Origin of the sequence: Aeromonas sp. ASNIH8 (genome assembly GCF_002919855.1) — a bacterium.
GTDB lineage: Bacteria > Pseudomonadota > Gammaproteobacteria > Enterobacterales > Aeromonadaceae > Aeromonas > Aeromonas caviae.
The window spans coordinates 1-25,683 of sequence record NZ_PQLN01000027.1 but is presented as its reverse complement, the minus strand read 5'-3'; the positions used below and the strand labels follow the sequence as shown (position 1 = coordinate 25,683).

Annotated in this window: 27 protein-coding genes and 1 pseudogene; 6 read left to right on the top strand and 22 right to left on the bottom strand. The window is 62.8% G+C overall.

Translation table 11 applies throughout. The features are described from left to right. Window positions 1-4 precede the first annotated feature (4 nt). The 10 genes from pdxJ to rpoE all read right to left on the bottom strand — a co-directional run bounded on the left by pdxJ (window position 5) and on the right by rpoE (window position 8,869). A complete protein-coding gene (gene pdxJ, locus C3418_RS09335) occupies window positions 5-742 on the bottom strand; it encodes a pyridoxine 5'-phosphate synthase (RefSeq protein WP_103858327.1) in 738 nt (245 codons plus the stop codon). Between the two features lie 157 nt (window positions 743-899). Beyond that, window positions 900-1,610 carry a DNA repair protein RecO gene (gene recO / locus C3418_RS09330; RefSeq protein ID WP_039040537.1) on the bottom strand — a complete coding sequence of 237 codons (711 nt, stop codon included), beginning with the start codon at window positions 1,608-1,610 and terminating at the stop codon, window positions 900-902. Further along, the gene (gene era, locus C3418_RS09325) at window positions 1,611-2,510 is read right to left on the bottom strand and encodes a GTPase Era (RefSeq protein WP_103858336.1); all 900 of its coding nucleotides are present in this window, start codon (window positions 2,508-2,510) and stop codon (window positions 1,611-1,613) included. It lies immediately after the preceding gene. A 61-nt stretch (window positions 2,511-2,571) separates the two neighbouring features. Next, entirely contained in the window at window positions 2,572-3,243 is a 672-nt protein-coding gene (rnc, locus tag C3418_RS09320) for a ribonuclease III (protein WP_010675639.1), read from the bottom strand. Beyond that, window positions 3,244-4,167, bottom strand: coding sequence for a signal peptidase I (gene lepB, locus C3418_RS09315; protein WP_103858326.1), 924 nt, complete (start codon window positions 4,165-4,167; stop codon window positions 3,244-3,246). 3 nt (window positions 4,168-4,170) lie between these two features. Continuing rightward, window positions 4,171-5,964 (bottom strand): translation elongation factor 4, encoded by a 1,794-nt coding sequence (gene lepA / locus C3418_RS09310; RefSeq protein ID WP_042016225.1) that lies wholly within the window; start codon window positions 5,962-5,964, stop codon window positions 4,171-4,173. A gap of 159 nt (window positions 5,965-6,123) precedes the next feature. Continuing rightward, window positions 6,124-6,585, bottom strand: a complete 462-nt coding sequence (locus C3418_RS09305) for a SoxR reducing system RseC family protein (RefSeq protein WP_039040538.1) — start codon at window positions 6,583-6,585, stop codon at window positions 6,124-6,126. A 90-nt stretch (window positions 6,586-6,675) separates the two neighbouring features. Beyond that, window positions 6,676-7,656: a MucB/RseB C-terminal domain-containing protein gene (locus C3418_RS09300; protein WP_010675643.1), complete on the bottom strand. Its 981-nt coding sequence runs from the start codon at window positions 7,654-7,656 to the stop codon at window positions 6,676-6,678. A 21-nt stretch (window positions 7,657-7,677) separates the two neighbouring features. Next, complete coding sequence (locus C3418_RS09295) at window positions 7,678-8,265, bottom strand: sigma-E factor negative regulatory protein (RefSeq protein WP_041211670.1); 588 nt, start codon at window positions 8,263-8,265, stop codon at window positions 7,678-7,680. A gap of 22 nt (window positions 8,266-8,287) precedes the next feature. Next, window positions 8,288-8,869, bottom strand: coding sequence for an RNA polymerase sigma factor RpoE (gene rpoE / locus C3418_RS09290; RefSeq protein ID WP_010675645.1), 582 nt, complete (start codon window positions 8,867-8,869; stop codon window positions 8,288-8,290). Between the two features lie 181 nt (window positions 8,870-9,050). Here rpoE and nadB point away from each other — a divergent pair, with 181 nt between their 5' ends. Further along, window positions 9,051-10,658, top strand: a complete 1,608-nt coding sequence (nadB, locus tag C3418_RS09285) for an L-aspartate oxidase (protein ID WP_048208412.1) — start codon at window positions 9,051-9,053, stop codon at window positions 10,656-10,658. 118 nt (window positions 10,659-10,776) lie between these two features. Here the strand turns inward: nadB and C3418_RS09280 are convergent, their stop codons facing one another. After that, window positions 10,777-11,148: a protein YgfX gene (locus tag C3418_RS09280; RefSeq protein WP_043154867.1), complete on the bottom strand. Its 372-nt coding sequence runs from the start codon at window positions 11,146-11,148 to the stop codon at window positions 10,777-10,779. Window positions 11,149-11,206: 58 nt separating this feature from the next. Continuing rightward, window positions 11,207-11,476: a succinate dehydrogenase assembly factor 2 gene (locus C3418_RS09275; RefSeq protein WP_041213909.1), complete on the bottom strand. Its 270-nt coding sequence runs from the start codon at window positions 11,474-11,476 to the stop codon at window positions 11,207-11,209. Window positions 11,477-11,589: 113 nt separating this feature from the next. Between C3418_RS09275 and ygfZ the strand changes: the two genes are divergently transcribed. Next, window positions 11,590-12,501, top strand: a complete 912-nt coding sequence (ygfZ, locus tag C3418_RS09270) for a tRNA-modifying protein YgfZ (protein WP_181023081.1) — start codon at window positions 11,590-11,592, stop codon at window positions 12,499-12,501. Window positions 12,502-12,507: 6 nt separating this feature from the next. Here the strand turns inward: ygfZ and C3418_RS09265 are convergent, their stop codons facing one another. Next, window positions 12,508-13,389, bottom strand: a complete 882-nt coding sequence (locus C3418_RS09265) for a LysR family transcriptional regulator (RefSeq protein ID WP_103858325.1) — start codon at window positions 13,387-13,389, stop codon at window positions 12,508-12,510. Window positions 13,390-13,513: 124 nt separating this feature from the next. Between C3418_RS09265 and C3418_RS09260 the strand changes: the two genes are divergently transcribed. Beyond that, window positions 13,514-13,951 (top strand): PACE efflux transporter, encoded by a 438-nt coding sequence (locus tag C3418_RS09260; RefSeq protein ID WP_039040541.1) that lies wholly within the window; start codon window positions 13,514-13,516, stop codon window positions 13,949-13,951. A gap of 70 nt (window positions 13,952-14,021) precedes the next feature. Here the strand turns inward: C3418_RS09260 and C3418_RS09255 are convergent, their stop codons facing one another. Continuing rightward, window positions 14,022-14,363 (bottom strand): hypothetical protein, encoded by a 342-nt coding sequence (locus C3418_RS09255; protein ID WP_010675652.1) that lies wholly within the window; start codon window positions 14,361-14,363, stop codon window positions 14,022-14,024. A gap of 183 nt (window positions 14,364-14,546) precedes the next feature. Between C3418_RS09255 and cutA the strand changes: the two genes are divergently transcribed. The 3 genes from cutA (at window position 14,547) to C3418_RS09240 (ending at window position 17,189) form a co-directional block, all read left to right on the top strand. Beyond that, window positions 14,547-14,864: a divalent-cation tolerance protein CutA gene (gene cutA, locus C3418_RS09250; RefSeq protein WP_010675653.1), complete on the top strand. Its 318-nt coding sequence runs from the start codon at window positions 14,547-14,549 to the stop codon at window positions 14,862-14,864. Continuing rightward, complete coding sequence (locus C3418_RS09245) at window positions 14,861-16,639, top strand: protein-disulfide reductase DsbD (RefSeq protein WP_103858324.1); 1,779 nt, start codon at window positions 14,861-14,863, stop codon at window positions 16,637-16,639. Before cutA ends, C3418_RS09245 begins: the two co-directional genes overlap by 4 nt. Before the next feature lie 124 nt (window positions 16,640-16,763). Further along, entirely contained in the window at window positions 16,764-17,189 is a 426-nt protein-coding gene (locus C3418_RS09240) for a hypothetical protein (RefSeq protein ID WP_103858323.1), read from the top strand. Between the two features lie 20 nt (window positions 17,190-17,209). On the opposite strand, the gene C3418_RS09235 is transcribed toward C3418_RS09240, so the two are convergent. The 8 genes and pseudogenes from C3418_RS09235 to C3418_RS09200 form a co-directional block, all read right to left on the bottom strand. Next, entirely contained in the window at window positions 17,210-18,511 is a 1,302-nt protein-coding gene (locus C3418_RS09235; protein WP_103858322.1) for an FAD-binding oxidoreductase, read from the bottom strand. A 153-nt stretch (window positions 18,512-18,664) separates the two neighbouring features. Continuing rightward, the gene (gene fbaA / locus C3418_RS09230; RefSeq protein ID WP_010675658.1) at window positions 18,665-19,744 is read right to left on the bottom strand and encodes a class II fructose-bisphosphate aldolase; all 1,080 of its coding nucleotides are present in this window, start codon (window positions 19,742-19,744) and stop codon (window positions 18,665-18,667) included. A 115-nt stretch (window positions 19,745-19,859) separates the two neighbouring features. Further along, window positions 19,860-21,023 carry a phosphoglycerate kinase gene (locus C3418_RS09225; protein WP_052815671.1) on the bottom strand — a complete coding sequence of 388 codons (1,164 nt, stop codon included), beginning with the start codon at window positions 21,021-21,023 and terminating at the stop codon, window positions 19,860-19,862. A 66-nt stretch (window positions 21,024-21,089) separates the two neighbouring features. Beyond that, the gene (gene epd, locus C3418_RS09220; protein WP_103858321.1) at window positions 21,090-22,100 is read right to left on the bottom strand and encodes an erythrose-4-phosphate dehydrogenase; all 1,011 of its coding nucleotides are present in this window, start codon (window positions 22,098-22,100) and stop codon (window positions 21,090-21,092) included. 50 nt (window positions 22,101-22,150) lie between these two features. Beyond that, complete coding sequence (locus tag C3418_RS09215) at window positions 22,151-23,080, bottom strand: ROK family protein (protein WP_103858320.1); 930 nt, start codon at window positions 23,078-23,080, stop codon at window positions 22,151-22,153. 151 nt (window positions 23,081-23,231) lie between these two features. After that, entirely contained in the window at window positions 23,232-24,299 is a 1,068-nt protein-coding gene (gene hemE, locus C3418_RS09210) for a uroporphyrinogen decarboxylase (protein ID WP_103858319.1), read from the bottom strand. 139 nt (window positions 24,300-24,438) lie between these two features. Further along, the gene (gene nudC, locus C3418_RS09205) at window positions 24,439-25,218 is read right to left on the bottom strand and encodes an NAD(+) diphosphatase (protein WP_103858318.1); all 780 of its coding nucleotides are present in this window, start codon (window positions 25,216-25,218) and stop codon (window positions 24,439-24,441) included. A gap of 145 nt (window positions 25,219-25,363) precedes the next feature. Further along, window positions 25,364-25,683: pseudogene (locus tag C3418_RS09200) on the bottom strand (IS4 family transposase); the annotation flags it as partial.

Below are 25,683 nucleotides of genomic sequence, written 5' to 3'. Positions count from 1 at the left end.
GGCATCAGATCCCCTGACGGGCTTCCTGCATCAGCGTACGCATGTCGCTGACCGCCTTGGCCAGACCGTCGAAGGCGGCGCGGCCGATGATGGCGTGACCGATGTTGAGCTCATAGAGCTCGGGGATGGCGGCGATAGCCTTGACGTTGTGGTAGTGCAGACCGTGGCCCGCATTGACCTTCAAGCCCTTGCCAGCGGCGTAGGAAGCACCGGCGGCGATGCGCTTGAACTCGGCGTTGCGCTCGGCATCCGTGGTGGCATCGGCGTAGCGGCCGGTGTGGATCTCGATGAAGGGAGCACCGCTCGCGGCGGCCGCATCGATCTGCAGCGGATCCGCATCGATGAAGAGCGACACCTGGGCGCCCACGGCGGCCAGGCGGGTCACCGCATCGGTCACCTTGTCCAGCTGGCCCGCCACGTCCAGACCACCCTCGGTGGTCACCTCGGTGCGCTTCTCCGGCACCAGGCAGACGAAGTGGGGCTTGATGCGGCAGGCGATGCCGATCATCTCCTCGGTCACCGCCATCTCCAGGTTCATCCTGGTCTGGATGGTCTGGCGCAGGATCTCCACGTCCCGGTCGGTGATGTGGCGGCGATCTTCCCGCAGGTGGACCGTGATGCCATCGGCACCGGCCTGCTCGGCCACGAAGGCGGCCTGTACCGGATCCGGATACTGGGTGCCGCGGGCGTTGCGCAGGGTGGCGATATGGTCGATGTTCACACCCAGGTAGATCTCGCTCATTGCTTACTCCTTGATACAGGTCATCTGTGAATGCCGGAGCGGGTGGAGCCCGCCCCTCTGTCCATGTGCCGCCGCAGCCCGGTTATGGCCACGGCGACAGCATTATTGTTCATCAAAAGCGATGTCATAAACACAAAACATCACCAGATAATAAAAATCAGCTTGAAACACTGCCTTTTCGCTTCAAAAAGAGCTCCCTGCTCTTCAGTTGACGCTTGCCGAGATAGGGCTGCAGCGCCAGCCGGCTGAAACGCTTGGCCGCCTGCAGCAAGGGAGGCGTGTCGAAACGCCCCTCGGCGAAGGCCAGCAGGTGGGCACCGAGGAACAGGGTACGGGGATCCGGCGCCCGCTCGCAAGCGACAAAGCCGAGCTCCCGCTCGAAGCCGTAAAGCAGGGTGGGGTCGATGGGGGAGTCGTCGTCCGCGGCATATTCGAAGTCCACCGCGTAGCCCAGGGCCTGCAGCAGCAGGAACTCGAAGCGGCGCAGGGGCAGCTCCGGGGTCTCGCCGTCCGCCAGGGCCATGATGGCACGGGCATAGGCGTCGAACACCTCGGGGAAGGGGGTGTGCGCTTCCAGCAGGTAGTAGACCAGCTCGTTGAGATAGAGGCCGTAGAAGAGACGATCCCCGCCGAGGCGCAACGAGTGATCCGGGCACTCCACCTGGGTGAGGTTCTTGAGATCCCCCTTGCCGCGCCAGGCAATGGTGAGCAGGGTGAAGGGCTGAAGCAGCCCCTTCAGAGAGGAGCGTGGCCCGCGGGAACCGCGAGCCACCAGGGTGAATCGACCGCTATCCTGGGTGAAGACCTCGACCAGCTGGCTGGTCTCCCGATAGGGCCGACTGTGGATGACGAAAGCCGGGGTCAGCAATCAGTCGTCGCCATACCCGAGGCTGCGCAGGGCCCGCTCGTCGTCGGCCCAGCCGGACTTGACCTTGACCCACAGCTCGAGATGCACCTTGTTCTGGAACAGCCGTTCCATGTCGATGCGCGCCTCTGTGCCGATGGTCTTGATCTTCTCGCCCTTGTTGCCGATGACCATCTTTTTCTGGCCTTCGCGCTCCACCAGGATGAGCCCGTGGATGTGGTAGAGACCGGTATCCTCCACCTTGAAGCGCTCGATCTCCACCGTCACCGAATAGGGCAGCTCCTCGCCGGTGAAGCGCATCAGCTTCTCTCGGATGATCTCGGAGGCCATGAAGCGGGAAGAGCGGTCGGTCACGTAATCTTCCGGGAAGAAGTGGACGTTCTCCGGCAGCAGATCCTTGGCCCACTCGCGGATCTTCTCCACGTTGGTGCCCTTCTCGGCGCTGATGGGCAGGATGTGGGCAAAGTTCATCTGCTGACCCAGCCACTCGAGGTGCGGCAGCAGATCCTCTTTTTCCTTGACGTTGTCGATCTTGTTGACCGCCAGCACCACGGGGCACTTGAGGTGGCGCAGCTTGCCCAGCACCATCTCGTCATCCTTGGTCCAGTGGGTGCCGTCCACCACGAACACCACCATGGCCACGTCCCCCAGGGAACTGGTGGCGGCGCGGTTCATCAGGCGGTTGATGGCCCGCTTCTCCTCGATGTGCAGACCCGGGGTATCCACATAGATGGTCTGATGGTTCTCCTCGGTGTCGATCCCCAGGATCCGGTGACGGGTAGTCTGGGGCTTCTTCGAGGTGATGCTGACCTTCTGGCCGAGCAACTTGTTGAGCAGGGTGGACTTGCCCACGTTGGGGCGGCCCACGATGGCGACAAAGCCGCAATAGGTGGTATCTGTCATGACCGCGTTCCCAATGCTGATGGAGTGAAAAGAGCGCACAGTGCCGGATCCGTCATGGTGCTCATGACAGCCGTTCCAGTGCTTGCTGCGCCGCGGCCTGTTCGGCCTTGCGGCGGCTGGAGCCGATCCCGACCAGGGGGCCATCCAGCCCATCCACTTCGCACTGGACGGTGAACTCCTGGTTGTGGGCCTCGCCCTTGACGTTGGTCACCGTGTAGGTCGGCAGGGATTTGCGGCTGCCCTGCAGGATCTCTTGCAGACGGGTCTTGGGATCCTTCTGTTCGATCCCGGGCTTGATCTCGCCAAGGCGGCTGGCATACCAGCCGAGCAGGAGGCTGCGCACCCGCTCCAGATCCGTGTCCAGATAGATGGCGCCGATCACCGCCTCGACGGTGTCGGCCAGGATGGACTCGCGGCGAAAACCGCCGCTTTTCAGCTCCCCCGGCCCCAGGATCAGGTGATCCCCGAGGTCGAATTCCCGGCCCAGCTCGGCCAGCGTCTTCTCGCGCACCAGGGTGGCGCGCATCCGGCTGAGATCCCCTTCCGCCGCCTGCGGGAAGCGGTGGAAGAGGTCATCGGCAATCACCAGACTCAGGATGGAGTCCCCCAGAAATTCCAGGCGCTCGTTGTGACGGGACCCTGCGCTGCGATGGGTCAGTGCCCGGGTCAGCAGCTCAGGATCCTGAAAGACATGCCCGAGACGGGACTGCAGTCTGTTCATCTTGATATTCATTTACTTGATTCCGCCAATGCGGTTGAAGCGCACACCGGTCGGCACCCAGCTCGGCAAGCTGGACCCTTCCTCGCGCTCGAATTCGAAACTGATCCAGATGGCGACCGCCTTGCCCACCAGGTTCTGCTCGGGCACGAACCCCCAGAAACGGCTGTCGGTGCTGTTGTCGCGGTTGTCACCCATCACGAAGTACTGGCCTTCCGGCACTACCCACTCGTCGGGGTAGGTGCCGGGCTGGCGATAGTAGCGGTCCACCAGGTCCGGCATCAGCGGGTTGCGCAAGGTCTCGTGGGAGACATCGCCCAGCTGTTCGGTGTAGCGATCCAGCGGGATCCCCATCTGGCTGAACTCGCCGCGCTGCTCGAACTTGACGTCCAGCTTCTGGAAGCCGGGGCACGTTTTCCCTTCCTGCTCATCGCACTTGGGCCGGATCATCAGCTCCTTGTTGCGATAGATGACCCGATCGCCGGGCATGCCGACCACCCGCTTGATGTAGTCCACCCGGGTATCCAGCGGATACTTGAAGACCACCACATCACCGCGCTTCGGCTCACCGGTCTCGAGGAACTTGGTGTTGGTCACCGGGTCCTTGAGGCCGTAGGCAAACTTCTCCACCAGGATGAAGTCGCCCACCAGCAGGGTCGGCATCATGGAGCCGGACGGGATCTGGAACGGCTCGAAGATGAAGGAGCGCAGGATCAGCACCAGCGCGATCACCGGGAAAACCCCGCCGGTCTGTTCGATCCAGACCGGCATGGGGGCCACCTTGGCCAGTGTCTTCTCGTCCACATCCGGACCGGCATTGGCACGGGCGGCGGCAATCTTGGCCGCCCGCTGCTTGGCCCAGACCAGCTTGTCGAGCGTCCAGATAATGCCGGTCAGCAGGGTGACGACGACGAGGATCAGGGAAAAGGTGCTTGCCATCGATTAATCCTTTCCGACGTGGAGAATGGCGAGGAAGGCCTCTTGCGGCACGTCCACACGGCCCAGAGACTTCATCCGCTTCTTGCCTTCTTTCTGCTTGTTCAACAGCTTCTTCTTCCGGCTCACGTCACCACCGTAGCACTTGGCGGTGACGTCTTTACGCAATGCCTTGACGGTGCTGCGGGCGATGATCTGGTTGCCGATGGCGGCCTGGATGGCGATGTCGAACATCTGGCGCGGGATCAGCTCGCGCATCTTCTCCACCACCTGGCGACCGCGATACTGGGCGTTCTCCTTGTGGGTGATGATGGCCAGGGCGTCGACCCGCTCGCCGTTGATCATGATGTCCAGACGGACCATGTCGGAGGTTTCGAAACGCTTGAAGCCGTAGTCCAGGGAGGCGTAGCCGCGACTGGTGGACTTCAGACGGTCGAAGAAGTCGAGCACCACTTCCGCCATCGGGATCTCGTAGGTCAGCGCCACCTGCTTGCCGTGGTAGACCATGTTGGTCTGTACGCCGCGCTTCTCGATGCAGAGGGTGATGACGTTGCCCATGTACTCCTGCGGCAGCAGGATGTGACACTCAGCGATGGGCTCGCGCATCTCCTTGATGTTGTTGATGGCGGGCATCTGGGCCGGGCTGTCGATGTGGATGGTGGAGCCATCGTTCAGCTCGATCTCGTAGACCACGGTCGGTGCGGTGGTGATGAGATCCAGATCGTATTCACGCTCCAGACGCTCCTGGATGATCTCCATGTGCAGCATCCCGAGGAAGCCGCAGCGGAAGCCGAAGCCCAGCGCCGTGGAGCTCTCCGGTTCGTAGAACAGGGAGGCGTCGTTGAGGGAGAGCTTCTCCAGCGCATCGCGGAAGGACTCGTAGTCATCGCTGGAGATGGGGAACAGGCCCGCATAGACCTGGGGCTTCACCTTCTTGAAGCCGGCCAGCGCCTTCTCGGCACCGTGCTTGGCCAGGGTCAGGGTATCCCCCACCGGCGCACCGTGGATGTCCTTGATGCCGCAGACGACCCAACCTACCTCGCCACAACCCAGGCCGTCGGTGTCCACCTGCTTCGGCGTGAAGATACCGATGCGATCCACACCCCATACCTGACCGGTGCTCATCACCTTGATCTTGTCGTTCTTTTTCAGGGAACCGTTCTTGATCCGCACGAGCGACACGACCCCGAGGTAGGAGTCGAACCAGGAGTCGATGATCAGCGCCTGCAGCGGCGCCTCCGGATCCCCTTCCGGGGACGGGATCTTGGCGACGATCTCTTCCAGCACCAGATCGACACCGAGGCCGGTCTTGGCGGAGCAGCGCACCGCGTCCACCGCGTCGATGCCGACGATGTCCTCGATCTCCTCGGCAACCCGCTCGGGCTCTGCGGCCGGCAGGTCGATCTTGTTCAGCACCGGCACCACTTCCAGCTCCATTTCCATGGCGGTGTAGCAGTTGGCCAGAGTCTGTGCCTCAACCCCCTGACCGGCATCCACCACCAGCAGTGCCCCTTCACAGGCAGCCAGGGAGCGAGAAACCTCGTAGGAGAAATCCACGTGGCCCGGGGTGTCGATAAAGTTCAGCTGATAGGTGTTACCGTCTTGTGCCTGGTAGTTCAGGGTCACACTCTGTGCCTTGATGGTAATGCCGCGCTCGCGCTCCAGATCCATGGAGTCCAGCACCTGGGCCTGCATCTCGCGATCGGACAGGCCGCCGCAAGTCTGGATCAGACGGTCCGACAGGGTCGACTTACCGTGGTCGATGTGCGCAATAATCGAAAAGTTACGAATGTGTTTCATCGAGCAAGAATCACTCAAAATTAAGTTAGGGTCGGATATGAGGGCAGGATTTTACTGGATAACCCGGTCGACGGCCAATCTTTAGTCGGCGGGCCCCACAAATAGCGCCTTGTCTGGCGGGCGTTGGGCACCTGGATGCCCTCCGCCAGACCCGGCCCCTCAAGAGAGATGACGGGTATTGAGCACCACCCCGAGCATGCGGGGACCGTATTCCCCCTGCTCGAGCCGGTCAGAAAAGTAACGAACCAGTAAAAATCCGATGGCGCCGCCCAGCAGACAGCAGAGGATGGTCACCCCCTCTCCCGCCGACAAGAGCGGCACCAGCCAGAGCTGGCCGAGCAGGGCACCCAGCAGCAGACAGAAGAGCGGCAGCACGTACACCAGGGCCGCACCGCGCAGGATGCTGGCCTGAGGGATGCCCAGGCGGATCTGCTGGCCCACCGCTACATCGCCGGTGAGGGCGACCCGCAGCCGCTGCGCCTTCATGGGAAAGGCCTTGGCGACGGTGCCGGTCCCGCAGCTGGATTGTTGGTGGCAACCGCTGCAGGCGGATCGCCGCTCGCACTCCACCCAGGCGTGATTGCCGTCGATGGCCACTACTGTGGCCAGCTCTTCACTCATGTTACTCACCTGATGACTCCTCACAGGGGGCGGTGGATGCTCCAGATCTCAGCACGACGGCACCCTCAGGGCAAGTCTCACGGCAAAGACTCACTGCACCGCCTCGTTGCGGGCCAGCGGCTGCACGGCCTCGGCGATGCGCTTGGCGGTTTCGGCGGGCACCTCGCCCACCACGGTGATCTCTACCCCGACCTCGTTGACGAAGCTCACCAGCGAGGTGGCCCCCTGGCGAATCAACTGCTGGCGCACCGCCTGCTTGGGATCGACCCGGGAAACATAGACGGAGAGATCCACCAGCCCGTCGGAGAGCATCATGTAATCCACCGGCAGACTGGTGCTGACCAGCTGATGCCGATCCTGAGAGAGCACCTTGAAGCCATCGGGCAACCAGGTCAGGTGCCAGTTAAGGGTCTGCTGGGGAGCGGGATAGGCATCTTCCAGCGCCAGCGCATCCGGCAGCTTGCTGCGTGCCAGGGTGACCAGCCAGGGGGCCGGCGCAGATTGCCTGTCCAGATCCACCCCCAGCACCTGCTCCACCAGATTTCCTTCCCGATCCACCATGTCCACCCGCAGCAGCAGATGGCTCTGTTCGTCAATCCAGAGCACGAAGCCGTACTTGTCCGCCTCCTTGGGCACCAGCCGTACCACTTGTGCCACCAGGCCGGCCACCCGGCTGCGGCCCGCCAGCACGGGGTCATAACTCTCCATCACCCGGGGCAGCGGCATCCTCACCAGGCTCGACCAGACCCCGGGGAAACGCGCCCCCTTAAGGGTGTAGGGTTCATGGGTGTTTTCGAAGAAGGTGTATTCGTTCTGGCGTTGCAGGAACTCCACGGCCTTGCCGTCGAGATAGCTCAGGTGAGCCACCTCCTTGCCATCGATGATCCCGTGGCTGAAACGGATAGGCTCGAGGCGCCCCTGGCGGGCCTTGACCATGGACAATTCGAAGTTTTGTTGCGAAACGGCACTCTGCATCTGCTGCAACAAGGCCTCGGCCGACAGATCGTCGGCCGAGGCCTTGGCACAAATCAACAGGAGAGAGGCCAGCAGGATACGGCTGGACTGGCGCACGATCTGATCCCTAAAAATGCGTTATTCCTGAATCTGCTTGTCTTGCAGCAGACGCTGTTGCAGTTGATGGTCGCGCAGGAAGGCATTGATGCGCTCGCGCTGCTCCTGCATCTGCTGCTCGCTCAGACCTTGCTGACGCACACCGGTCCGGCTGCCATCCTGGGGATAGTGCACGCTCACCGGCGCAGCACTGCCACCCACGGGTATGGTATTGAGCACCGGGCTGGTCGGCACACCATCCTTGCCCTGGTACTGCTGCACGCCGAAGATGACGGCGGCAGCCACGGAGGCGGCAATGGCATACTGCCCCACTTGCTGGCCAAAGCGGCGAACGAAGGGGATCACCTTGCCGGCGGGCTGCACCTGGGGCGCAGCAGGCTGTGCCGGCTTGGGCGCCAGTATGGCGGGTTCATCCTCCAGCGCCAGCATGATGCTGTCGCTGAGATCCAGTTGCAGATTGACCGGCAGGTCACCCCGCATGGCATCACCGATCAGATGGTAACGCGACCAGGTATCCTGCAGAGCGGGATCCGTTCCCAGCTCGTTCAGTACCTCGATTTCGCTGAGGTCGCCATCCATCAGGGCTGAAAGTTGCTCTTTATTTGCCATAAGTTTGCCTGTCTTTCCCCAGTTAATGCTCGATCAGAGGTTGCAGCTTTTTATCGATTGCTTCCCTCGCCCGGAAGATGCGGGATCTCACCGTACCTACCGGGCAATCCATGATCTCCGCAATCTCCTCGTAGCTCAGCCCTTCCATTTCACGAAGGGTGATCGCCGTTCTCAAATCTTCTGGCAAGGCTTCTATGGCGGTAAACACGGTGCGCTTGATCTCGTCGGTCAGCGCCAGGTTTTCCGGGGTGGCCACCTCTTGCAGGGCTTCACCACCACCATAATATTCAGCCTCGTCCGCTTCGACATCACTGCTGGGCGGTCTACGCCCCTGTGACGTCAGGTAGTTTTTAGCCGTGTTGACGGCGATCCGGTACAACCAGGTGTAAAACGCGCTCTCGCCACGGAATGTCGGCAACGCACGGTAGGCCTTGATGAATGCCTCCTGCGCCACATCCGGTACATCGCCCGGATTGTTGACATACCTGGCCACCAGGTTGACCACCTTGTGCTGGTACTTGCGTACCAACAGGTTGAATGCATTTTTATCGCCACGCTGGACCCGTTCAACCAGCTGTTCGTCCAGTAGATTCTGGTCGCTCATCAGAGCCGTAAAACCCCCATCAGGTTATCGTTTTTCTTTTCCGGCCCCTTCTAAGCGCACAAGTTCAGACAGGAGGAATCAGGGAAAGTTCGCTTGCATTGAAAAAAATGTGATGCGGGCTGCATCACAACCCCCCTTGGGCTACCATGGGGCCAGTTCTTAATCCAGGCCAATGATACTTATGAAAGCAAGTGTTGAATACCTTTGCGACGTACTCATCATTGGCAGCGGTGCCGCCGGTCTGTCCCTCGCGTTGCGATTGGCAGACCAGGCCAAAGTCCTGGTTCTGAGCAAGGGGCCCATCAGTGAGGGGGCCACTCTCTATGCGCAAGGAGGCATCGCTGCCGTGTTCGACGAGACCGACAGCATCGAATCCCACGTGAGCGACACGCTCAACGCCGGCGCCGGGTTGTGCGACCCGGCGGTGGTGGAGTTCACCGCCCGCAACGCCCGCGACTCCATCCAGTGGCTCATTCAGCAAGGGGTCCCCTTCGATCAGGAAGAGGATGCCGAGGGGGAATCCCACTATCATCTGACCCGGGAAGGGGGCCACAGCCATCGCCGCATCTTCCACGCGGCCGACGCCACCGGCAAGGCGGTGCAGCTCACCCTGATCGACCAGGTGCGCGCCCACCCCAACATCCAGCTGATGGAGCGCTTCAACGCGGTCGATCTCATCACCACCCGCAAGTTGGGTCTGCCGGGCAACAAGGTACTGGGAGCCTATGTCTGGAATCGCAACGCCGAGCAGGTCGAGGTGATCCGCGCCCGCTTCGTGGCGCTGGCCACCGGCGGGGCCTCCAAGGTGTACCAGTACACCTCCAACCCGGACGTCAGCTCTGGCGACGGCATCGCCATGGCGTGGCGCGCCGGCTGCCGGGTGGCGAACCTGGAGTTCAACCAGTTCCACCCCACCAGCCTGTTCCACCCGGACGACCCCAACTTCCTGCTGACCGAAGCGCTGCGTGGCGAGGGGGCCTATCTGCGCCGTCCCGACGGCAGCCGCTTCATGCCGGAGTTTGACGAGCGGGCCGAGCTGGCCCCGCGGGACATCGTCGCCCGCGCCATCGACCACGAGATGAAGCGCCTCGGGGCGGATTGCATGTATCTGGACATCAGCCACAAGCCGGCGGATTTCATCATCAAGCACTTCCCGACCATTTATGAGCGCTGCCTCGCGGTCGGTATCGACATCACCAAGGAGGCGATGCCCATCGTCCCGGCGGCCCACTACACCTGTGGCGGCGTGATGATCGACAACAACGGCCAGACCGACATCCCCGGCCTCTATGCCATCGGCGAGGTGACCTATACCGGGTTGCACGGCGCCAATCGCATGGCCTCCAACTCCCTGCTCGAATGCGTGGTCTATGCCCACCAGGCGGGAGCCGACATCCTGGCCAAGCTGCCCACCAGCGTGGCGCCCCCCAGCCTGCCGGCCTGGGACGAGAGCCAGGTGGATGACTCGGACGAGCAGGTGGTGATCCAGCACAACTGGCACGAGCTGCGGCTGATGATGTGGGACTACGTGGGCATAGTGCGCACCAACAAGCGCCTGGCCCGGGCCAAGCGTCGCATCGATCTGCTCAAGCAGGAGGTGCAGGAGTACTACGCCAACTTCCGGGTCTCCAACAACCTGCTGGAGCTGCGCAACCTGTTGCAGGTGGCCGAGCTCATCGTCAACTGCGCCCTGGAGCGCAAGGAGTCTCGCGGTTTGCACTACAACCTGGATTATCCGGACATGCAGCCGGACTCCAAGCCAACCGTGCTGACCCCGGATCGGGAATGACGCCGGATCTGGAATAAGGCCGTTGCGTTCGATTCGGGCGTATGCCCTCCCCCAGATGACCCCGCCCAGGCGGGGTCATCTGCTATGAGCGGCAGATGTAGCAGGTAGAGAGACGCCCCTAGCGGACAGCGAGGTGAATGGCGCGGGCCAGGGCGCGGTAGTGTGCAGGGGCCAGGGCATCGGAGAAGAGCCAGAGCTGCCCCTCGGAGCCCTCCACTGTCTTCAGCCGCAACCAGAGCACCCCGGGCAGGATGCGGCTGCGGGGATCCAGCCGATGGCGCGCCCCTTGCCACTCGAGCCACTCCCCGTCCCAGACGAGCACGCCGCTCGCCGCCGGATGGCGGCGCAACGCGCGCCACAGACTCAGCCCCCAGACAGGGAGGAACAGCCCCCATTGCCAGCCCTGGATCAGGCTGGCGACGGGCAAGAGCAGCAACAGAAACAGGATGCACAGCAGCAGACGCTGCTGGCGGGAGGCGATCACGGGCATCACTACCCGCTGGGGAGACGCGAGGCTGGCCATGAGGGGTGGCGGTCGCGAGTCGGGCTCAGCGCAGGCTGTCGTGGCGGGCCTGATTGCGCTCGAGGATCAGGGGGATCATGGCGGCAAAATCGGGATCCTCGGGCACGCCGTGACCCATGCACCAGCGGAACAGCTCGGGATCCTCGCACTCCAGCAGGCGGATGAAGGTGCGCTGTTCGGCCTCGCCGAGGCCATCGAACTCGTGCTCAAAGAAGGGCATAAAGATCACATCCAGCTCGAGCATGCCGCGACGGCAGGCCCACTTCAGGCGGGACTTCTCACTTGGGTTCAACATGGAACTCTCCTTACAAAGACCGGGGAATGGTAGCAGCAGGATTTTCCGGCTGACAAACATTCCTTACGTCTTTACCATGCAGGTCACATACTTTCTGTCTCTGGAATCCCATCGTGAGCCTGCCGACCCCTCTTCTTCCTGCCGAGCCGACCCTGTTTTCCCTGACCAACCTGGCCATCACCCGCCTCGGCGGCCCGGATCGCGCCAAGTATCTGCAAGGTCAGGTCACCTGCGACGTCAACGCCCTGCAACCGGGCCAGAGCACCCTCGGCGGCCACTGCGATCCCAAGGGCAAGCTGTGGAGCGATTTTCGCCTGCTCTGCCTGGAAGACAGCCTGCTGATGCTGACCAAGCCGTCGGTGCTGGCCCGCCAGCTGCCGGAGCTCAAGAAGTTTGCGATCTTTGCCAAGGTCGAGATCGGCGAATTTCAGGGCAGCCTGACCGGACTGGCCGGTCAGGGGACGGACGACTGGATGGCACAGCACTTCGCGCTGACCGGCACCGGCCTGGTGGAGGGCGGCATGGCAGTCAGGGTGGAGGCGGACCGCTGGCTGCTGGCGAGCGCATCCCCGCTGGCCCTGAACCTGCCGGTGGGCGACGAAGGACTCTGGTGGGGGCTGGAGATCAAAGCCGGTCTCCCCCATCTGGAAGCGGTCCATCAGGGGGAATACATCCCCCAGATGCTGAACCTGCAAGCCCTTGATGGCATCAGCTTCAACAAGGGCTGCTACATGGGCCAGGAGACGGTGGCGCGCGCCAAGTATCGCGGCGCCAACAACCGCGCCCTCTTCGTGCTGAGCGGCACTGCCGCAACGCAGGTGGCCAGCGGTGACACCCTGGAGATCCAGCTCGGTGACAACTGGCGCCGCAGCGGTCTGGTGCTCAACGCCTGGCAGCAGCAGGGTCAGGTGTGGCTCACCGCCGTGCTGCCCAAGGACACCGAGGCCGACGCCCGCTTCCGCCTCAAGCTGGAAGAGGGCTCCAGCCTCAGTCTGCAGCCCCTGCCCTATGCGTTGATCGACTGAATCCCCCTAGCGAGGCACCCGCGCCAGCAGTGCCTCCTGCAACCAGCGCCCCGCCTGCCCGAGCGGGCGGGCGCGATACCATTGCAACTCCAGCGCCAGTTCCGCCTCGGCGATGAAGTCCGGCTTGAGCACCACCAGCTCCCCCCGCGCCAGGGGCCGGTGCAGCAGAAACTCGGGCACCGCCGCCCATCCCAGCCCCAGTTTCACCAGCTCCAGGATCCCGAGATCCCCCTCCACCCACCACACTTGCGCCGAGAGGCGGAAGCGATGGCGCTCCGTCCCCTCCCGCCGTCCGGTCACCATCAACTGGCGAGCCCCTTGCAAGTCGCTCTCCTTCAACGGCGTCTTGTGGGCCAGGGGGTGATCCGGAGAGACCACCAGGGGCATGGTGACCGTCCCCAGGGAGCGGGAGACCAGCTCCCGCTCGGGGTGCGCCTTCTGATAGCTGATGCCGAGCTGGGCACGGCCGCTCTTGAGCAGCTCGGTCACGTCTTCCATCAGCGGGAACAGCAGCTCCAGCTCCACCGCCGGGTAACGGCTGGCGAACTCCTCCAGCAGGGAGCCAAGCCAGGGCAGGTGGGAGTCATCGTCGATGGCCAGGGTGAGGCGCGACTCGACGCCGTTGGCCAGCTCGCCGGCGATGGCCTGCAGTCGCTCGCTCTGGGCCAGCAGCACCCCCGCCTCCTGACAGATGCGGGCCCCCGCCTCGGTCAGCACGGGATAGCGGCCGCTGCGATCGAACAGCGCAAGGCCGAGATCGATCTCCAGGTTGGCGATGGCGGTGCTCACCACCGACTGAGCCTTGCCCAGCCGGCGCGCCGCCGCCGAGAACGACCCGGTTTCGGCCGTCGCCAGCAATGCCTTGAAGTGTTCCAGTGAAGGGGTCATGAGCCTGCTCCGCCGTGCTGTTGTGTCGTCACATCTATCTATTTTAGCGATAGATACCAACGTGAATCTATCCGGTTTTGGCGATACATTGCCGCCATTTCCTGACCAAAGAGAGAGACAGACCATGCGTACGACCCGTGACCGCCTGCGCCACGCCATCGGCTTCGAATTGATTGGCCTGCTGATCGCCGCCCCGCTGGCCAGCTGGGTGACCGGCGTCGGGCTCAACCACATGGGCCCCCTGGCCCTGTTCTTCTCGGTGGTCGCCACCGTCTGGAACTATGTCTACAACATCGGGGTGGACAAGCTGCTGCTGCGCTATCAGGGCCACACCCACAAGGCGCTGTGGCAGCGTGTGCTGCACACCCTGGGGTTCGAGGGGGGCCTGCTGATCGTGGCCCTGCCGGTGATGTCCTGGTGGCTCGACATCGGCCTGCTGGAGGCGCTGGTGCTGGATATGGGCTTCGTGCTCTTCTACCTGGTCTATGCCTTCGTCTACAACTGGAGTTACGACAAGGTGTTCCCCATTCCCATGGGACAGGTGCAGAAGGCGCTGGGATAAGCGATTCGAGGGGTAAGGGCGAGGCACCATCATGCGATGGCATGATGGTGCTGAAGAGGGCCTCGCGGGGTCAGGCCTGTGCCTTGACCTCTTCCGGCGGGGTATCGTCCTGCCTGGTTTCCTGGCGCATCATGGCTTCGAGGTCGCTCTGGTACTGGTTCAGCATGCGCTGGGCCGCCACCATGTCCCCCTTGTGCAGGCGCTCGAACAGATGATGCTGCACCACGCCGTTGAGGTACTCCACCGTGATGGGTTGCTCCAACGCCGACAACAGCTCCTCTTTTTCCAGCTCCGCATTGATCTCGTCGACACTGGTACGCAGCAGACCGGCCAGTTGCACCAGCATGCGGCGCTCCCCTTCACGCAACAGGCTCAACATGCGGTTTCTCTGCTGCTCATTCTGTTGGGTCATACATTTCCTTACGTAGAATTGGAACAAGCCCGCTCATTCTGCCCTGTCCTTTTCACAGCGTCCATCTCGGGCGCATGACTTATTCCGGGTGCGGGGGGCCGGGTGCTATTTGCCCCCCGGCCCGGTATAGTAACGGCTGATCCAGGGGGCCCGTGCGCCCCGTTGCCGAGACCGTCCATCCCTATGACCGACGCCATTCTGGTGCTCTGCACCTGCCCCGACGAGACCAGTGCAGACCGCCTCTGCGAGCAGCTGCTCGACCAGCGCCTCGCCGCCTGCATCAACCAGCTGCCCGGGGTCACCTCCGTCTATCGCTGGCAGGGCAAGACGGAACGAACCCGGGAGATCCAGCTCGTCATCAAGAGTCGGGCCGCTCTGTTCGAGCCCCTGCGCCAGTGCATTCTCGCCCACCATCCCTACGAGGTACCGGAGATCCTGGCGCTCCCGGCAAGCCAGGGCCACCCTGCCTATCTCGACTGGTTGACACAGGAGACCTCATGACCGCCTCTCGCCCCCTCTCCTTCCTGCTGATGCTGCTGGGCCTGCTCTGCGTCCTGACGACGGCCCCCGCCCGGGCCAGCAGCCAGGATCTGCTCGGCAGCCTCGGCATCGAGACCCAGCCCAGATTCCTCAAGGTGGATCAGGCCTTCGCCCTCGAGAGCGAACAACAGGGTGATCGGCTGCTGCTCCGGATACGCATCGCCGACGGCTACTACCTCTATCGCCACAGCATCCGTGTGAAGGGAGAGAACCTCGCCTTCGACGAGCCCGTCCTGCCCCCCGGCACCGAGCACGAGGATGACTTCTTCGGCAAGAGCCGGGTCTATTACCAGGAGGTGCAGATCCCCGTGGCGCTGACCCGGGTCGGGGACGCGGCCAGCCTCACTCTGAGTTACCAGGGCTGCACCGAGGGACTCTGCTACCCACCGACCGACAAGCGGATCGCCGTCGAGCCCCTCGCCGCCCCCGCCCGGGCGGAAGCGCCGGCCAGCCTTCAGGGCACCGACGTGCCGGGCAGCCAGCAGGACAGGCTGGCGGCCGCCCTCGGCAGCCAGGGGTTCTGGATCAGCGTCGCCGCCTTCTTCGCCCTGGGTCTCGGCCTCGCCTTCACCCCCTGCGTCTTCCCCATGTATCCCATCCTGACCGGGATCATCGCCGGGGCCGGACATCGCCTCTCCACCCGTCGCGCCTTCCTGCTCTCCTTTGTCTATGTGCAGGGGATGGCGGTCACCTATACCCTGCTCGGGCTCGTCGTCGCCTCGGCGGGCCTGCAATTCCAGGCGACCCTGCAGCACCCCTATGTGCTCATCGGCCTCTCGGTGATGTTCGTGCTGCTCGCCCTCTCCATGTTCGGGCTCTACACCCTGCAACTGCCGAGCAGCCTGCAAACCCGTCTCTCGGGCTTCTCCAACCGCCAGCAGGGCGGATCCGTGGCCGGCGTTGCCATCATGGGCATGATCTCGGGACTGGTCTGCTCCCCCTGCACCACGGCGCCGCTCTCCGGGGCCCTTATCTACGTGGCCCAGAGTGGCGACCTCTGGCTCGGCGGTGCGGCCCTCTATGCCCTCTCCTTGGGCATGGGGCTGCCGCTGCTCTTGCTCGGCACCTCTGGCGGCAAGCTGCTGCCCAGGGCCGGCGCCTGGATGGATGTGATCAAGCAACTCTTCGGTTTTGCGCTGCTGGCGGTACCCATCCTGCTGCTCTCAAGGCTCCTGAGCGATCAGGTGGCCACCCTGCTCTGGCTCGGCTGGGGGCTGGTGCTGTGCGGTTATCTCTATCACCACAACCAGCATCGCGCCCATTCGGTGGGCAAGAGCCTTGGCGGCTTCGTTCTGCTGCTGGCGATGATGGGTCTGGTGGTGGTGGGCAAGGATCTGCTGCTGCCACCCGAGGGGGCCAATGCCGCCGCCCAGACCCAGGCCCCCCGATTCATCCGAATCAAGACCCTGGACGATCTCAAGGTGCAGCTCGCCGCCGCCCGCGGCAAGCCGGTGCTGCTGGACCTCTACGCCGACTGGTGCGTGGCCTGCAAGGAGTTCGAGCACAAGACCTTCAGCGACCCCGATGTGCAGGCGCGCTTCAGCGAGATGGTGCTGCTGCAGGCGGACGTCACCGCCAACGACGACGCCGACGTGGATCTGCTCAACGGCCTCAACGTGCTGGGATTGCCGACCCTCCTCTTCTTCGATCGCGATGGCAACGAGGTGAACGGCCAGCGGGTGACCGGCTTCATGGGGCCTGTCGAATTTCTCGGCCAGCTGGACAAGCTGCGCTGATACCGGGTGGCCCGTGCAACCGTGTGGGCCCCCGGTTTGACCGCCATTTTTCCGGCAATCCCTTGTATATGACCGACGCCGTGGCAGAATTTGCCCTTTCCCGTCTCGTTCGTCCGGAGTTTTGATGAAAAAGTGGTTCATCCCCCTGCTGGCCCTCTGGCTTTATGGCTGCAACGCAGGTCCCGGTGAAGAGACCATCCAGAGCCAGGTCACCGCCAGGTTGCAGGCGGGCACAGATGCTGACCTGCTCGACATCCGCGACTTCGCCGTGCTCGGCAAGGAAGAGCGGATGGAGGGGGTCTATCTGGTCAAGGTGAGCTACCAGCTCCACTTCAAGCAGGGACTGGATCAGTTGCAGGTGCTGCACGACGAGGATCTCGTCTATGATAGGGTCGGCCCCTTCCAGCAGGAGATGGGGCTGATGGAGCTCGAGCGCAAATATGGCGACTTCGAGGCTGGCCAGGCCCTGGCGCAGGAGACCCAGGTCTGGATGATGAAGACGGAGCAGGGCTGGCGCCTGGCCGAGCCAGACGCGACGCAGCAGGGATAAGCCCGAACCCCGCCCTCCCCCTAGAGCAGATCCTTCAGCCGATACCAGAGCATCCCGAGCGCCAGCAGCGGAGAGCGCAACGCCGGGCCACCCGGGAAAGTCATGTGGGGGACGCGGCTGAAGAGATCGAAGCCCCGGCTCTCCCCCTTGATCGCCTCCGCCACCAGCTTGCCCGCCATGTGGGTGGCATTGAGGCCATGGCCCGAATAGGCCTGGGCATAGAAGACGTTGGGATGCTGCTCGAGGCGGCCTATCTGGGGCAGCCGGTTGGCGCCTATGCCTATCATGCCCCCCCACTGGAACTCGATGGCGGTACCCGCGAGCTCGGGGAAAACCCGCAGCAGCTTGGGCAGCATGAAGGCCTTGATATCGCGGGGGTCACGGCCCGAATAGTTGCAGGCCCCGCCAAACAGCAGGCGACCGTCCGCCGACAGCCGATAGTAGTCGAGCGCCACATTCTGATCACACACCGCCATATTCTGTGGCAGCAAGCGTTGGCGCAGGCGCTTCTCCAGCACCTGGGTGGCGAGAATGTAGGAGCCAGCCGGCAGCACCTTGCCCCCGAGATCGGGCTGGAGGTCGCCCAGGTAAGCGTTGCAGCCGATCACCAGGTAGTCCGCGCTGACACGGCCGTGGGCCGTGGTCACCTCGACCCGCTCGCCGTAATCGATGTGGATCACCCTTGAGTGTTCGAACAGGGAGACCCCGAGACTGGCTGCCGCACGCGCTTCGCCGAGGGCAAGGTTGAGAGGATGCAGGTGACCGGAGCCCATGTCGATCATCCCGCCGATATAGCGATCCGACCCGACCACGGTGTGCATCTCCTCCCGCGCCACCATTTTCAGTGCGTGCCGATAACCCAGGCTCGCCAGGTGCTCGGCATCCTCCTCGAACCCCTTCAGGTGACGCGCCTTGGTGGCGAGATCGCAATAGCCCCAGGTGAGATCGCACTCGATATTGAAACGCTCGACCCGCTCGCGCACCAGCTGCACCGCTTCGATCCCCATCAGATCCAGCTCCCGCACGCCCGCCTCGCCAATCCAGCGGGCGAACTGGCTGGTATCGTGGCCGATGCCGCGGATCAGCTGGCCGCCGTTGCGCCCCGACGCTCCCCAGCCGATGCGGTTGGCCTCCAGCAACACCACCTTGTAACCGGCATCGGCCAGGTTGATGGCGGTGTTGAGGCCGGTGAAACCGCCACCGATGACGCAGACGTCCGCATCCAGCTCACCACTGAGCTCGGGCCACTGCCGATGGTCGTTGCGAGTGGCCGCGTAATAGGAGGCCGTGTGTTCCTGATGTCCCTGTCTTCCTGTCTGCATGCTCAGCATCCTGCCTGGTTGCATTCGTTTACTAAATTAAACGGGTGTCATCGATAATACCCAGCCCCCCATCCCCAATCCAGCCCGTCAGGATCACAGAAATGCAAAAGGCGCCCCGAAGGGCGCCTTTTCATGCAATCAAGGTGCTGCGAGTTACAGTACGTCGATGGCGTTCAGGTCGGAGAAGGCCTTCTCCAGACGCGCGATCATGGAAGTCTGACCGGCACGCAGCCATACGCGCGGATCGTAGAACTTCTTGTTCGGCTTGTCGGCACCTTCCGGGTTGCCCAGCTGGCCTTGCAGGTAGGCTTCGTTGGACTTGTAGAAGTTCAGCACGCCTTCCCAGGTCGCCCACTGGGTGTCGGTGTCGATGTTCATCTTCACCACGCCGTAGGAGATGGATTCGCGGATCTCTTCCAGGGTAGAGCCGGAGCCACCGTGGAACACGAAGTCCAGGGACTTGGCAGGCAGACCGAACTTCTCGGAGACGTACTTCTGGGAATTGTCCAGGATCTTCGGAGTCAGCTTGACGTTACCCGGCTTGTATACACCGTGTACGTTGCCGAAGGAGGCAGCGATGGTGAAGCGCGGGCTGATCTTGGACAGACGCTCGTAGGCGTAGGCCACGTCTTCCGGCTGGGTGTACAGGGAGGATTGGTCCAGGTGGCTGTTGTCCACGCCGTCTTCTTCACCGCCGGTGCAGCCCAGTTCCAGCTCCAGAGTCATGTTCATCTTGGCCATGCGGGTCAGGTACTCGCAGCAGATGTCGATGTTCTCTTCCAGAGACTCTTCGGACAGATCCAGCATGTGGGAGGAGAACAGCGGCTTGCCGGTTTCGGCAAAGTGCTTCTCACCGGCATCCAGCAGACCGTCGATCCACGGCAGCAGCTTCTTGGCGGCGTGGTCGGTGTGCAGGATCACCGGTACACCGTAGGCTTCGGCAACGGCGTGCACGTGCTTGGCACCGGAGATGGCACCCAGGATGGCAGCTTGCTGGCCTTCCAGCTTCAGACCCTTGCCGGCGGTGAACACGGCACCACCGTTGGAGAACTGTACGATAACCGGGGCTTTGACCTTGGCAGCAGCTTCCAGCACGGCGTTCACGGAGTCGGTACCGACGCAGTTGACGGCCGGCAGAGCGAAGCCGTTTTCCTTGGCGATGGCGAACACTTTCTGAACGTCATCACCAGTGATCACGCCGGGTTTTACGAAGTCGAAAATTTTCTTAGACATGTTTAATCGTCCTGTCTCGTATGCCGTTAATAAAAAGTGGGGGGTTCATCATGAACCGGCACAGCGGCCACATGATAAACGAAACGGGAGGCTTTTGCCCCCCGTCCCGGGTCAATTAGGCTTTGGCGCGCTCTTCGAGAATCGCGACAGCCGGCAGTACCTTGCCTTCTACGAACTCCAGGAAGGCGCCGCCGCCGGTGGAGATGTAGGAGACCTTGTCGGCGATGCCGAACTTGTCGATGGCAGCCAGGGTGTCACCACCGCCAGCGATGGAGAAGGCCGGGGAAGCGGCGATGGCTTCGGCGATCACCTTGGTGCCTTCAGCGAACTGGTCGAACTCGAACACGCCGACCGGGCCGTTCCACAGGATGGTCTTGGCGTTCATGATGATGTCGGCCAGGGCCTTGGCGGAATCCGGACCGATGTCGAAGATCATGTCGCCGTCAGTCACGTCGGACACGGACTTGATGGTGGCCGGGGTGGATTCGGAGAACTCGGCACCCACAACCACGTCGGTGGTCACCGGAATGTTGGTTTCGGCAGCCAGTTTCTTGGCGGTGTCGATCAGATCGTGCTCGCACAGGGACTTGCCGACGTTGTGACCGGCAGCAGCGATGAAGGTGTTGGCGATGCCACCACCGACCACCAGCTGGTCAGCGATCTTGGAGAGGGATTCGAGTACGGTCAGCTTGGTGGAGACCTTGGAGCCGCCCACGATGGCAACCATGGGGCGCTCGGGCTTCAGCATGGCTTTGCCCAGGGCTTCCAGTTCACCGGCCAGCAGGGGGCCTGCACAGGCAACCGGCGCGAACTGGGCCACACCGTAGGTAGAACCTTCGGCGCGGTGAGCAGTACCGAACGCATCCATTACAAAGACGTCACACAGGGCGGCGTATTTTTTGGCCAGCTCTTCGGTGTTCTTCTTCTCGCCTTTGTTGAAGCGGCAGTTTTCCAGCACAACCAGCTCACCGGCAGCGACGTCTACGCCATCCAGGTAGTCTTTGGCCAGACGAACCGGGCAGGACAGTGCGTCTTTCAGATAGTTGACAACCGGAGCCAGGGAGAATTCTTCGTTGTATTCACCCTCGGTCGGACGACCCAGGTGGGAGGTGATCATCAGCTTGGCGCCCTTTTCCAGAGCCAGCTTGATGGTCGGCAGAGTCGCAACGATACGTGCATCGGAAGTGACCTTGCCGTCTTTTACCGGCACGTTCAGGTCAGCACGGATCAGAACGCGTTTGCCCGCCAGATCCAGGTCGGTCATCTTGATAACAGACATATTCAGTCCTCTATATATTTTCAGGTAATGTTAAAAAAACAGTAACCTTGCGCCCGGTGCAGACTTTCAGCCTGCGGCCATCATGGCCCGGGTGGTATCCAGCATGCGGTTGGCGAAGCCCCATTCGTTATCGCACCACATCAACATCTTGACGAGGTTGGCATCGCTGACCCGGGTCTGGGTACCATCAATGATGCAGGAGTGTGCATCATGATTAAAGTCTACGGAGACCAGTGGCTCTTCCGTGTAGTCCAGAATACCGTGTAATGTACCTCTGGATGCCCGTTGCAGGGCTTGATTTACGTCACTAACTGTCACTTTTTTACGAACAGTAATGCTCAGATCCATGGCGGTTACATTGATGGTCGGTACCCGCACCGCGATCGCCTCGAACTTGCCGGCAAAGTGGGGAAGGATACGTTCCAACCCCTTTGCCAGCTTGGTGTCCACCGGGATGATGGACTGGCTGGCTGCCCGGGTTCTGCGCAAGTCGCCGTGATAGGCATCGATGACTTGCTGATCGTGCATGGCCGAATGAATTGTCGTAATAGTACCACAATTTATCTCAAATTCTCGATGCAATGTTTCGATGACGGGGACCACGCAGTTGGTGGTGCAGGAGGCGTTGGAGATAATCCGCTCCCGCCCGGTCAGCACCTGGTGGTTGACCCCGTAGACGATGGTGGCGTCCACATCCGCGTCCGCCGGATGGGAGAAGAGCACCTTGCCCGCTCCCGCCCCCAGATGCAGCTCGGCATCGGCCCGGGAGCCGAACACCCCAGTGCAGTCCAGCACCACGTCCACCCCCAGCGCCCGCCACGGCAAGTTCGACGGATCCCGCTCGGCAAACAGGGCGATGAGATCCTCCCCCACCTGCATGCTGTTGCCCGCCAGTTGCACCGGATAGCGGAACCGGCCGTGGCTGGTGTCGAAGCGGGTCAGGTGCACCATGGCCTCGGGGGCCGCCAGCTCGTTGATGGCCACTATCTTGATGGTCTTGTCGCGGCCGCTCTCGTAGAGGGCCCGCAGCACGTTGCGGCCGATGCGGCCATAGCCGTTGATGGCAATCTTGATCATGGAAACGTTGTGTCCTTAGCTGCGACAAAGGGATGGGAGGAAGGGGCGACTCACGAGAGCAGTGCCTCGCGAAAGACGCCGCGGGCCAGCAGTGCGGCACCGAATACCCCGGCGCTGTCCCCCAGGGCCGGCGCTATCATGGGGGTGGCGAAACGGGGGTTGAACAGGAAGGGCAATACCGTTTCGCGCCCGGCGCGATAGAGGCTCTGCACATTGCCCACGCCGCCACCGATGACGATGACGTCCGGATCGAGAATATTGATCACGTTGGCGAGGGCCTGGCCGAACAGCAGGTGCAACCTGTCCATGGTGAGCCTGGCGACATGATCATGGGTACTGGCCGCAGCAATCTGGGCGAGCGAGAGACGGCGTTTGGTCCTGGCCTCGTACCAGGCCTCCAGCGCCGGGCCGCTGATGAGAGTTTCGACGCAGCCGCGCTTGCCGCAGTAGCACTCTGGCCCCTCCGGCAACAGGACGTTGTGCCCCCACTCCCCGGCGATGCCGTGGTGACCGTTGAGGATCTGACCGTTGATGACAATGCCGGCCCCGACCCCGGTGCCCATGATGATGCCGAACACCACTTTTGCATCGGGATGATGCTGGCGCACCGCCCCCAGATGGGTTTCCGCCAGGACGAAACAGTTGGCGTCGTTGGCGATGAGCACGGGGACGCCCAGCCTGCGCTCCAGATCTTCCTTGAGCGGCTTGCCGTTGGACTCGGTGGTGTTGCTGTTTTTCAGCAGCCCGGTCTGGGGGTCCCGGGCCCCCGGCGTCCCCATGCCGATGAGTGCAGGACGCTGACCGAGTTTGGCGGCACACTCGTCCACCAGTTTGGCGATCTGGCCCAGCATGTGCTGGTAGCCGCCGTGCCGTTCAGTGGGAATGCGGTGGCGCAGCAACACCTCGTCGCCATCGAGCACCACGCACTCGCACTTGGTCCCGCCAAGGTCGATCCCCCAATCCCACGCCTGCTTCTCCATCCAGCCTCCTGCCCCTCAACGACCCCATCCCGGCCACGACTGCCAACATGGGGGTGCAGTGTAACCCGAGCCGCAACCAGGATGCAGCCCCCTGTGTCACGGACAGCAAAACGGGGCCCGCAGGCCCCGTTCATCACGCTGTTTGCCGCCCTCAGCGACCGTGGTACCGGGCGGAGAGCTCATGCACCGCGTTGACGAACACGCCGGCGTGTTCCGGGTCCACATCCTGATGGATACCGTGCCCCAGGTTGAAGACATGACCGTTGCCATGACCGAAACCGGCCAGAATGGTGGCGACCTCTTCGCGGATCCGCTCCGGGGTGGCGTAGAGCATGGAGGGGTCCATGTTGCCCTGCAGCGCCACCTTGTCGCCGACCCGGCGCTTGGCGTCCGCGATGTCGGTGGTCCAGTCCAGCCCCAGGGCATCGCAGCCGGTGGCGGCGATCTGCTCCAGCCACTGGCCGCCGTTCTTGGTGAACAGGGTGACCGGCACACGGCGGCCCTCATGTTCACGGATCAGGCCATCGACGATCTTGTGCATGTACTGCAGGGAGAAGTCGCGGTAATCGCGCGGGGTGAGCACGCCGCCCCAGGTGTCGAATACCATGACCGCCTGGGCACCCGCCCTGATCTGGGCGTTGAGATAGCTAATCACGCTGTCCGCCAGCTTGTCGAGCAGCAGATGCAGGGTCTGCGGCTCTGCATACATCATCTTCTTGATCTTGGTGAACGCCTTGGAGCTGCCCCCCTCCACCATGTAGGTGGCCAGGGTCCAGGGGCTGCCGGAGAAGCCGATGAGCGGCACGTCGCCCTTGAGCTCGCGGCGGATGGTGCGCACCGCATTCATCACGTAGCCGAGTTCGTCTTCCGGATCCGGGATGGGCAGGGCCTGCACGTCGGCCATGGAGGTGATCGGGCGCTCGAAGCGCGGGCCTTCCCCCTGTTCGAAGTAGAGGCCCAGCCCCATGGCATCGGGCACGGTCAGGATGTCGGAGAAGAGAATGGCGGCATCGAGTGGATAGCGGCGCAGGGGCTGCAAGGTGACTTCACAGGCCAGCTCGGCGTTGCGACACAGGGACATGAAATCCCCCGCAACGGCGCGGGTCACCTTGTATTCCGGCAGATAACGGCCAGCCTGACGCATCATCCATACCGGGGTCATGTCCACTTCCTGGCGCAGCAGGGCACGCAGGTATCGATCGTTTTTCAGCTCTTTCATCCCAGTTCCTGAGTCATGTCACGCATAAAATGGCGGACATGATACCACTTTGTGCAAGGCTGAGGGCGACCCTGACGCCGCACATCGCCGCAGGAGTGCAAAGATGTGAGGGGGCGCATACAAGCGCCCCCGTTTTCCCTCAACGCGCCTCGGCGAGACACTGTTCGATGAGCCGGCGCGCTATGGTGCCATGAGGGGGCAAGCGCGGCAGCCGGTCAGCCTCAAAGAAGCCTGCCGCCACCAGTTCGTCATCCTGCACCCGGATCTCGCCGTTCTCGTAGTCGGCGGTGAAGCCCATCATCAGGCTGTGGGGGAAGGGCCAGGGCTGGCTCGCCACGTAACGCACATTGGTCACCCGGATGCCGCTCTCCTCGAACACCTCCCGCGCCACGCACTGCTCCAGATTCTCCCCTGCCTCCACGAAGCCGGCCAGCACGGTATACATGGGATCATCCGCCTGATAGTGACGGCGGTGGGCTGCCAGCAAGATGGCCGGCCCCTTGCGCACCGCGACGATGATGCAGGGGGAGATGCGCGGATAGACGACATGGCCGTGATGACACCCCTGGGCCCACTCCCCTTCCCTCGGGGTCATGGGGGCGCCGCACTCACCGCAGAAACGATGGGTACGGCGAAAAGTGGCGAGCTGCCAGGCCCGCCCTGCGAGGCGAAAGCCCTCTTCGTCCCCCGCCACCATAAGCTGGCGCAGCGGGGCCATGGCCCCGGTCTCCGCCTCCGCCCCCAGATCCAGCAGATGGCAAGGCAGGCCGTCCCACTCGTCGAAGCGCTCGAAGGAGGCGGTGTGCAGATGGGTGGGCAAAACGGCGCGGGGCCCTTGTGGAATGCGCCCCTGTTCATCCAGCAGGACGAGGTGATCGTCCCCCAGCACGAACCAGAAGGCCTGTTCAGTTGATGACATATGATGAAGGCTCTTGTTGAGAATGCGCGCGGCACAGGATCGTTTGCCTCATCTTACGAGCGGGAAGGGCCGATGGCGACCCCCGACATGGCCCTCTTCTCGCCAGACACACCATGAAAAAAGGCCGCCTCTGGCGCAATGCTGTTCACTTAAGCGGAGCCGCATTGCGATTTACCGGAAAACGGGTCTTTGATATCTTCACCGCCCTGGGTCTCGATGGCCTGGGGCGTTTTTCTATGAACATGACGCCTATGCAGCCCCGCAACTCCGCCAACCTCCGTGGCGTATGGGCTGGCGATAACGCGCCCGCCATCACTGCCATCTGGTTCGCGATGAACTGACAGGCAAACTTAAAGCTCACCTCATTGGGCGCTCGCTGATGGGCTACGGCGGCCTGGCTGGCCTCCCGCCTGACCAGATTGTATCCAAGCAGCAATCCCCACAGCTCCTGATAGACCAAGTCCA

What these genes read in the sequence shown, in the direction of transcription:
- C3418_RS09240 (WP_103858323.1), top strand. Translation starts at nt 16,764, where the DNA reads ATGAAAAAGTGGTTCATCCCCCTGCTGGCCCTCTGGCTTTATGGCTGC.
- C3418_RS09245 (WP_103858324.1), top strand. Translation starts at nt 14,861, where the DNA reads ATGACCGCCTCTCGCCCCCTCTCCTTCCTGCTGATGCTGCTGGGCCTG.
- pdxJ (WP_103858327.1), bottom strand. Translation starts at nt 742, where the DNA reads ATGAGCGAGATCTACCTGGGTGTGAACATCGACCATATCGCCACCCTG.
- hemE (WP_103858319.1), bottom strand. Translation starts at nt 24,299, where the DNA reads ATGAAAGAGCTGAAAAACGATCGATACCTGCGTGCCCTGCTGCGCCAG.
- rpoE (WP_010675645.1), bottom strand. Translation starts at nt 8,869, where the DNA reads ATGAGCGACCAGAATCTACTGGACGAACAGCTGGTTGAACGGGTCCAG.
- nudC (WP_103858318.1), bottom strand. Translation starts at nt 25,218, where the DNA reads ATGTCATCAACTGAACAGGCCTTCTGGTTCGTGCTGGGGGACGATCAC.
- C3418_RS09225 (WP_052815671.1), bottom strand. Translation starts at nt 21,023, where the DNA reads ATGTCTGTTATCAAGATGACCGACCTGGATCTGGCGGGCAAACGCGTT.
- lepA (WP_042016225.1), bottom strand. Translation starts at nt 5,964, where the DNA reads ATGAAACACATTCGTAACTTTTCGATTATTGCGCACATCGACCACGGT.
- C3418_RS09235 (WP_103858322.1), bottom strand. Translation starts at nt 18,511, where the DNA reads ATGCAGACAGGAAGACAGGGACATCAGGAACACACGGCCTCCTATTAC.
- fbaA (WP_010675658.1), bottom strand. Translation starts at nt 19,744, where the DNA reads ATGTCTAAGAAAATTTTCGACTTCGTAAAACCCGGCGTGATCACTGGT.
- C3418_RS09265 (WP_103858325.1), bottom strand. Translation starts at nt 13,389, where the DNA reads ATGACCCCTTCACTGGAACACTTCAAGGCATTGCTGGCGACGGCCGAA.
- C3418_RS09295 (WP_041211670.1), bottom strand. Translation starts at nt 8,265, where the DNA reads ATGGCAAATAAAGAGCAACTTTCAGCCCTGATGGATGGCGACCTCAGC.
- C3418_RS09260 (WP_039040541.1), top strand. Translation starts at nt 13,514, where the DNA reads ATGCGTACGACCCGTGACCGCCTGCGCCACGCCATCGGCTTCGAATTG.
- lepB (WP_103858326.1), bottom strand. Translation starts at nt 4,167, where the DNA reads ATGGCAAGCACCTTTTCCCTGATCCTCGTCGTCGTCACCCTGCTGACC.
- nadB (WP_048208412.1), top strand. Translation starts at nt 9,051, where the DNA reads ATGAAAGCAAGTGTTGAATACCTTTGCGACGTACTCATCATTGGCAGC.
- epd (WP_103858321.1), bottom strand. Translation starts at nt 22,100, where the DNA reads ATGATCAAGATTGCCATCAACGGCTATGGCCGCATCGGCCGCAACGTG.
- cutA (WP_010675653.1), top strand. Translation starts at nt 14,547, where the DNA reads ATGACCGACGCCATTCTGGTGCTCTGCACCTGCCCCGACGAGACCAGT.
- C3418_RS09255 (WP_010675652.1), bottom strand. Translation starts at nt 14,363, where the DNA reads ATGACCCAACAGAATGAGCAGCAGAGAAACCGCATGTTGAGCCTGTTG.
- C3418_RS09275 (WP_041213909.1), bottom strand. Translation starts at nt 11,476, where the DNA reads ATGTTGAACCCAAGTGAGAAGTCCCGCCTGAAGTGGGCCTGCCGTCGC.
- era (WP_103858336.1), bottom strand. Translation starts at nt 2,510, where the DNA reads ATGACAGATACCACCTATTGCGGCTTTGTCGCCATCGTGGGCCGCCCC.
- C3418_RS09215 (WP_103858320.1), bottom strand. Translation starts at nt 23,080, where the DNA reads ATGGAGAAGCAGGCGTGGGATTGGGGGATCGACCTTGGCGGGACCAAG.
- C3418_RS09305 (WP_039040538.1), bottom strand. Translation starts at nt 6,585, where the DNA reads ATGAGTGAAGAGCTGGCCACAGTAGTGGCCATCGACGGCAATCACGCC.
- C3418_RS09280 (WP_043154867.1), bottom strand. Translation starts at nt 11,148, where the DNA reads ATGCCCGTGATCGCCTCCCGCCAGCAGCGTCTGCTGCTGTGCATCCTG.
- rnc (WP_010675639.1), bottom strand. Translation starts at nt 3,243, where the DNA reads ATGAATATCAAGATGAACAGACTGCAGTCCCGTCTCGGGCATGTCTTT.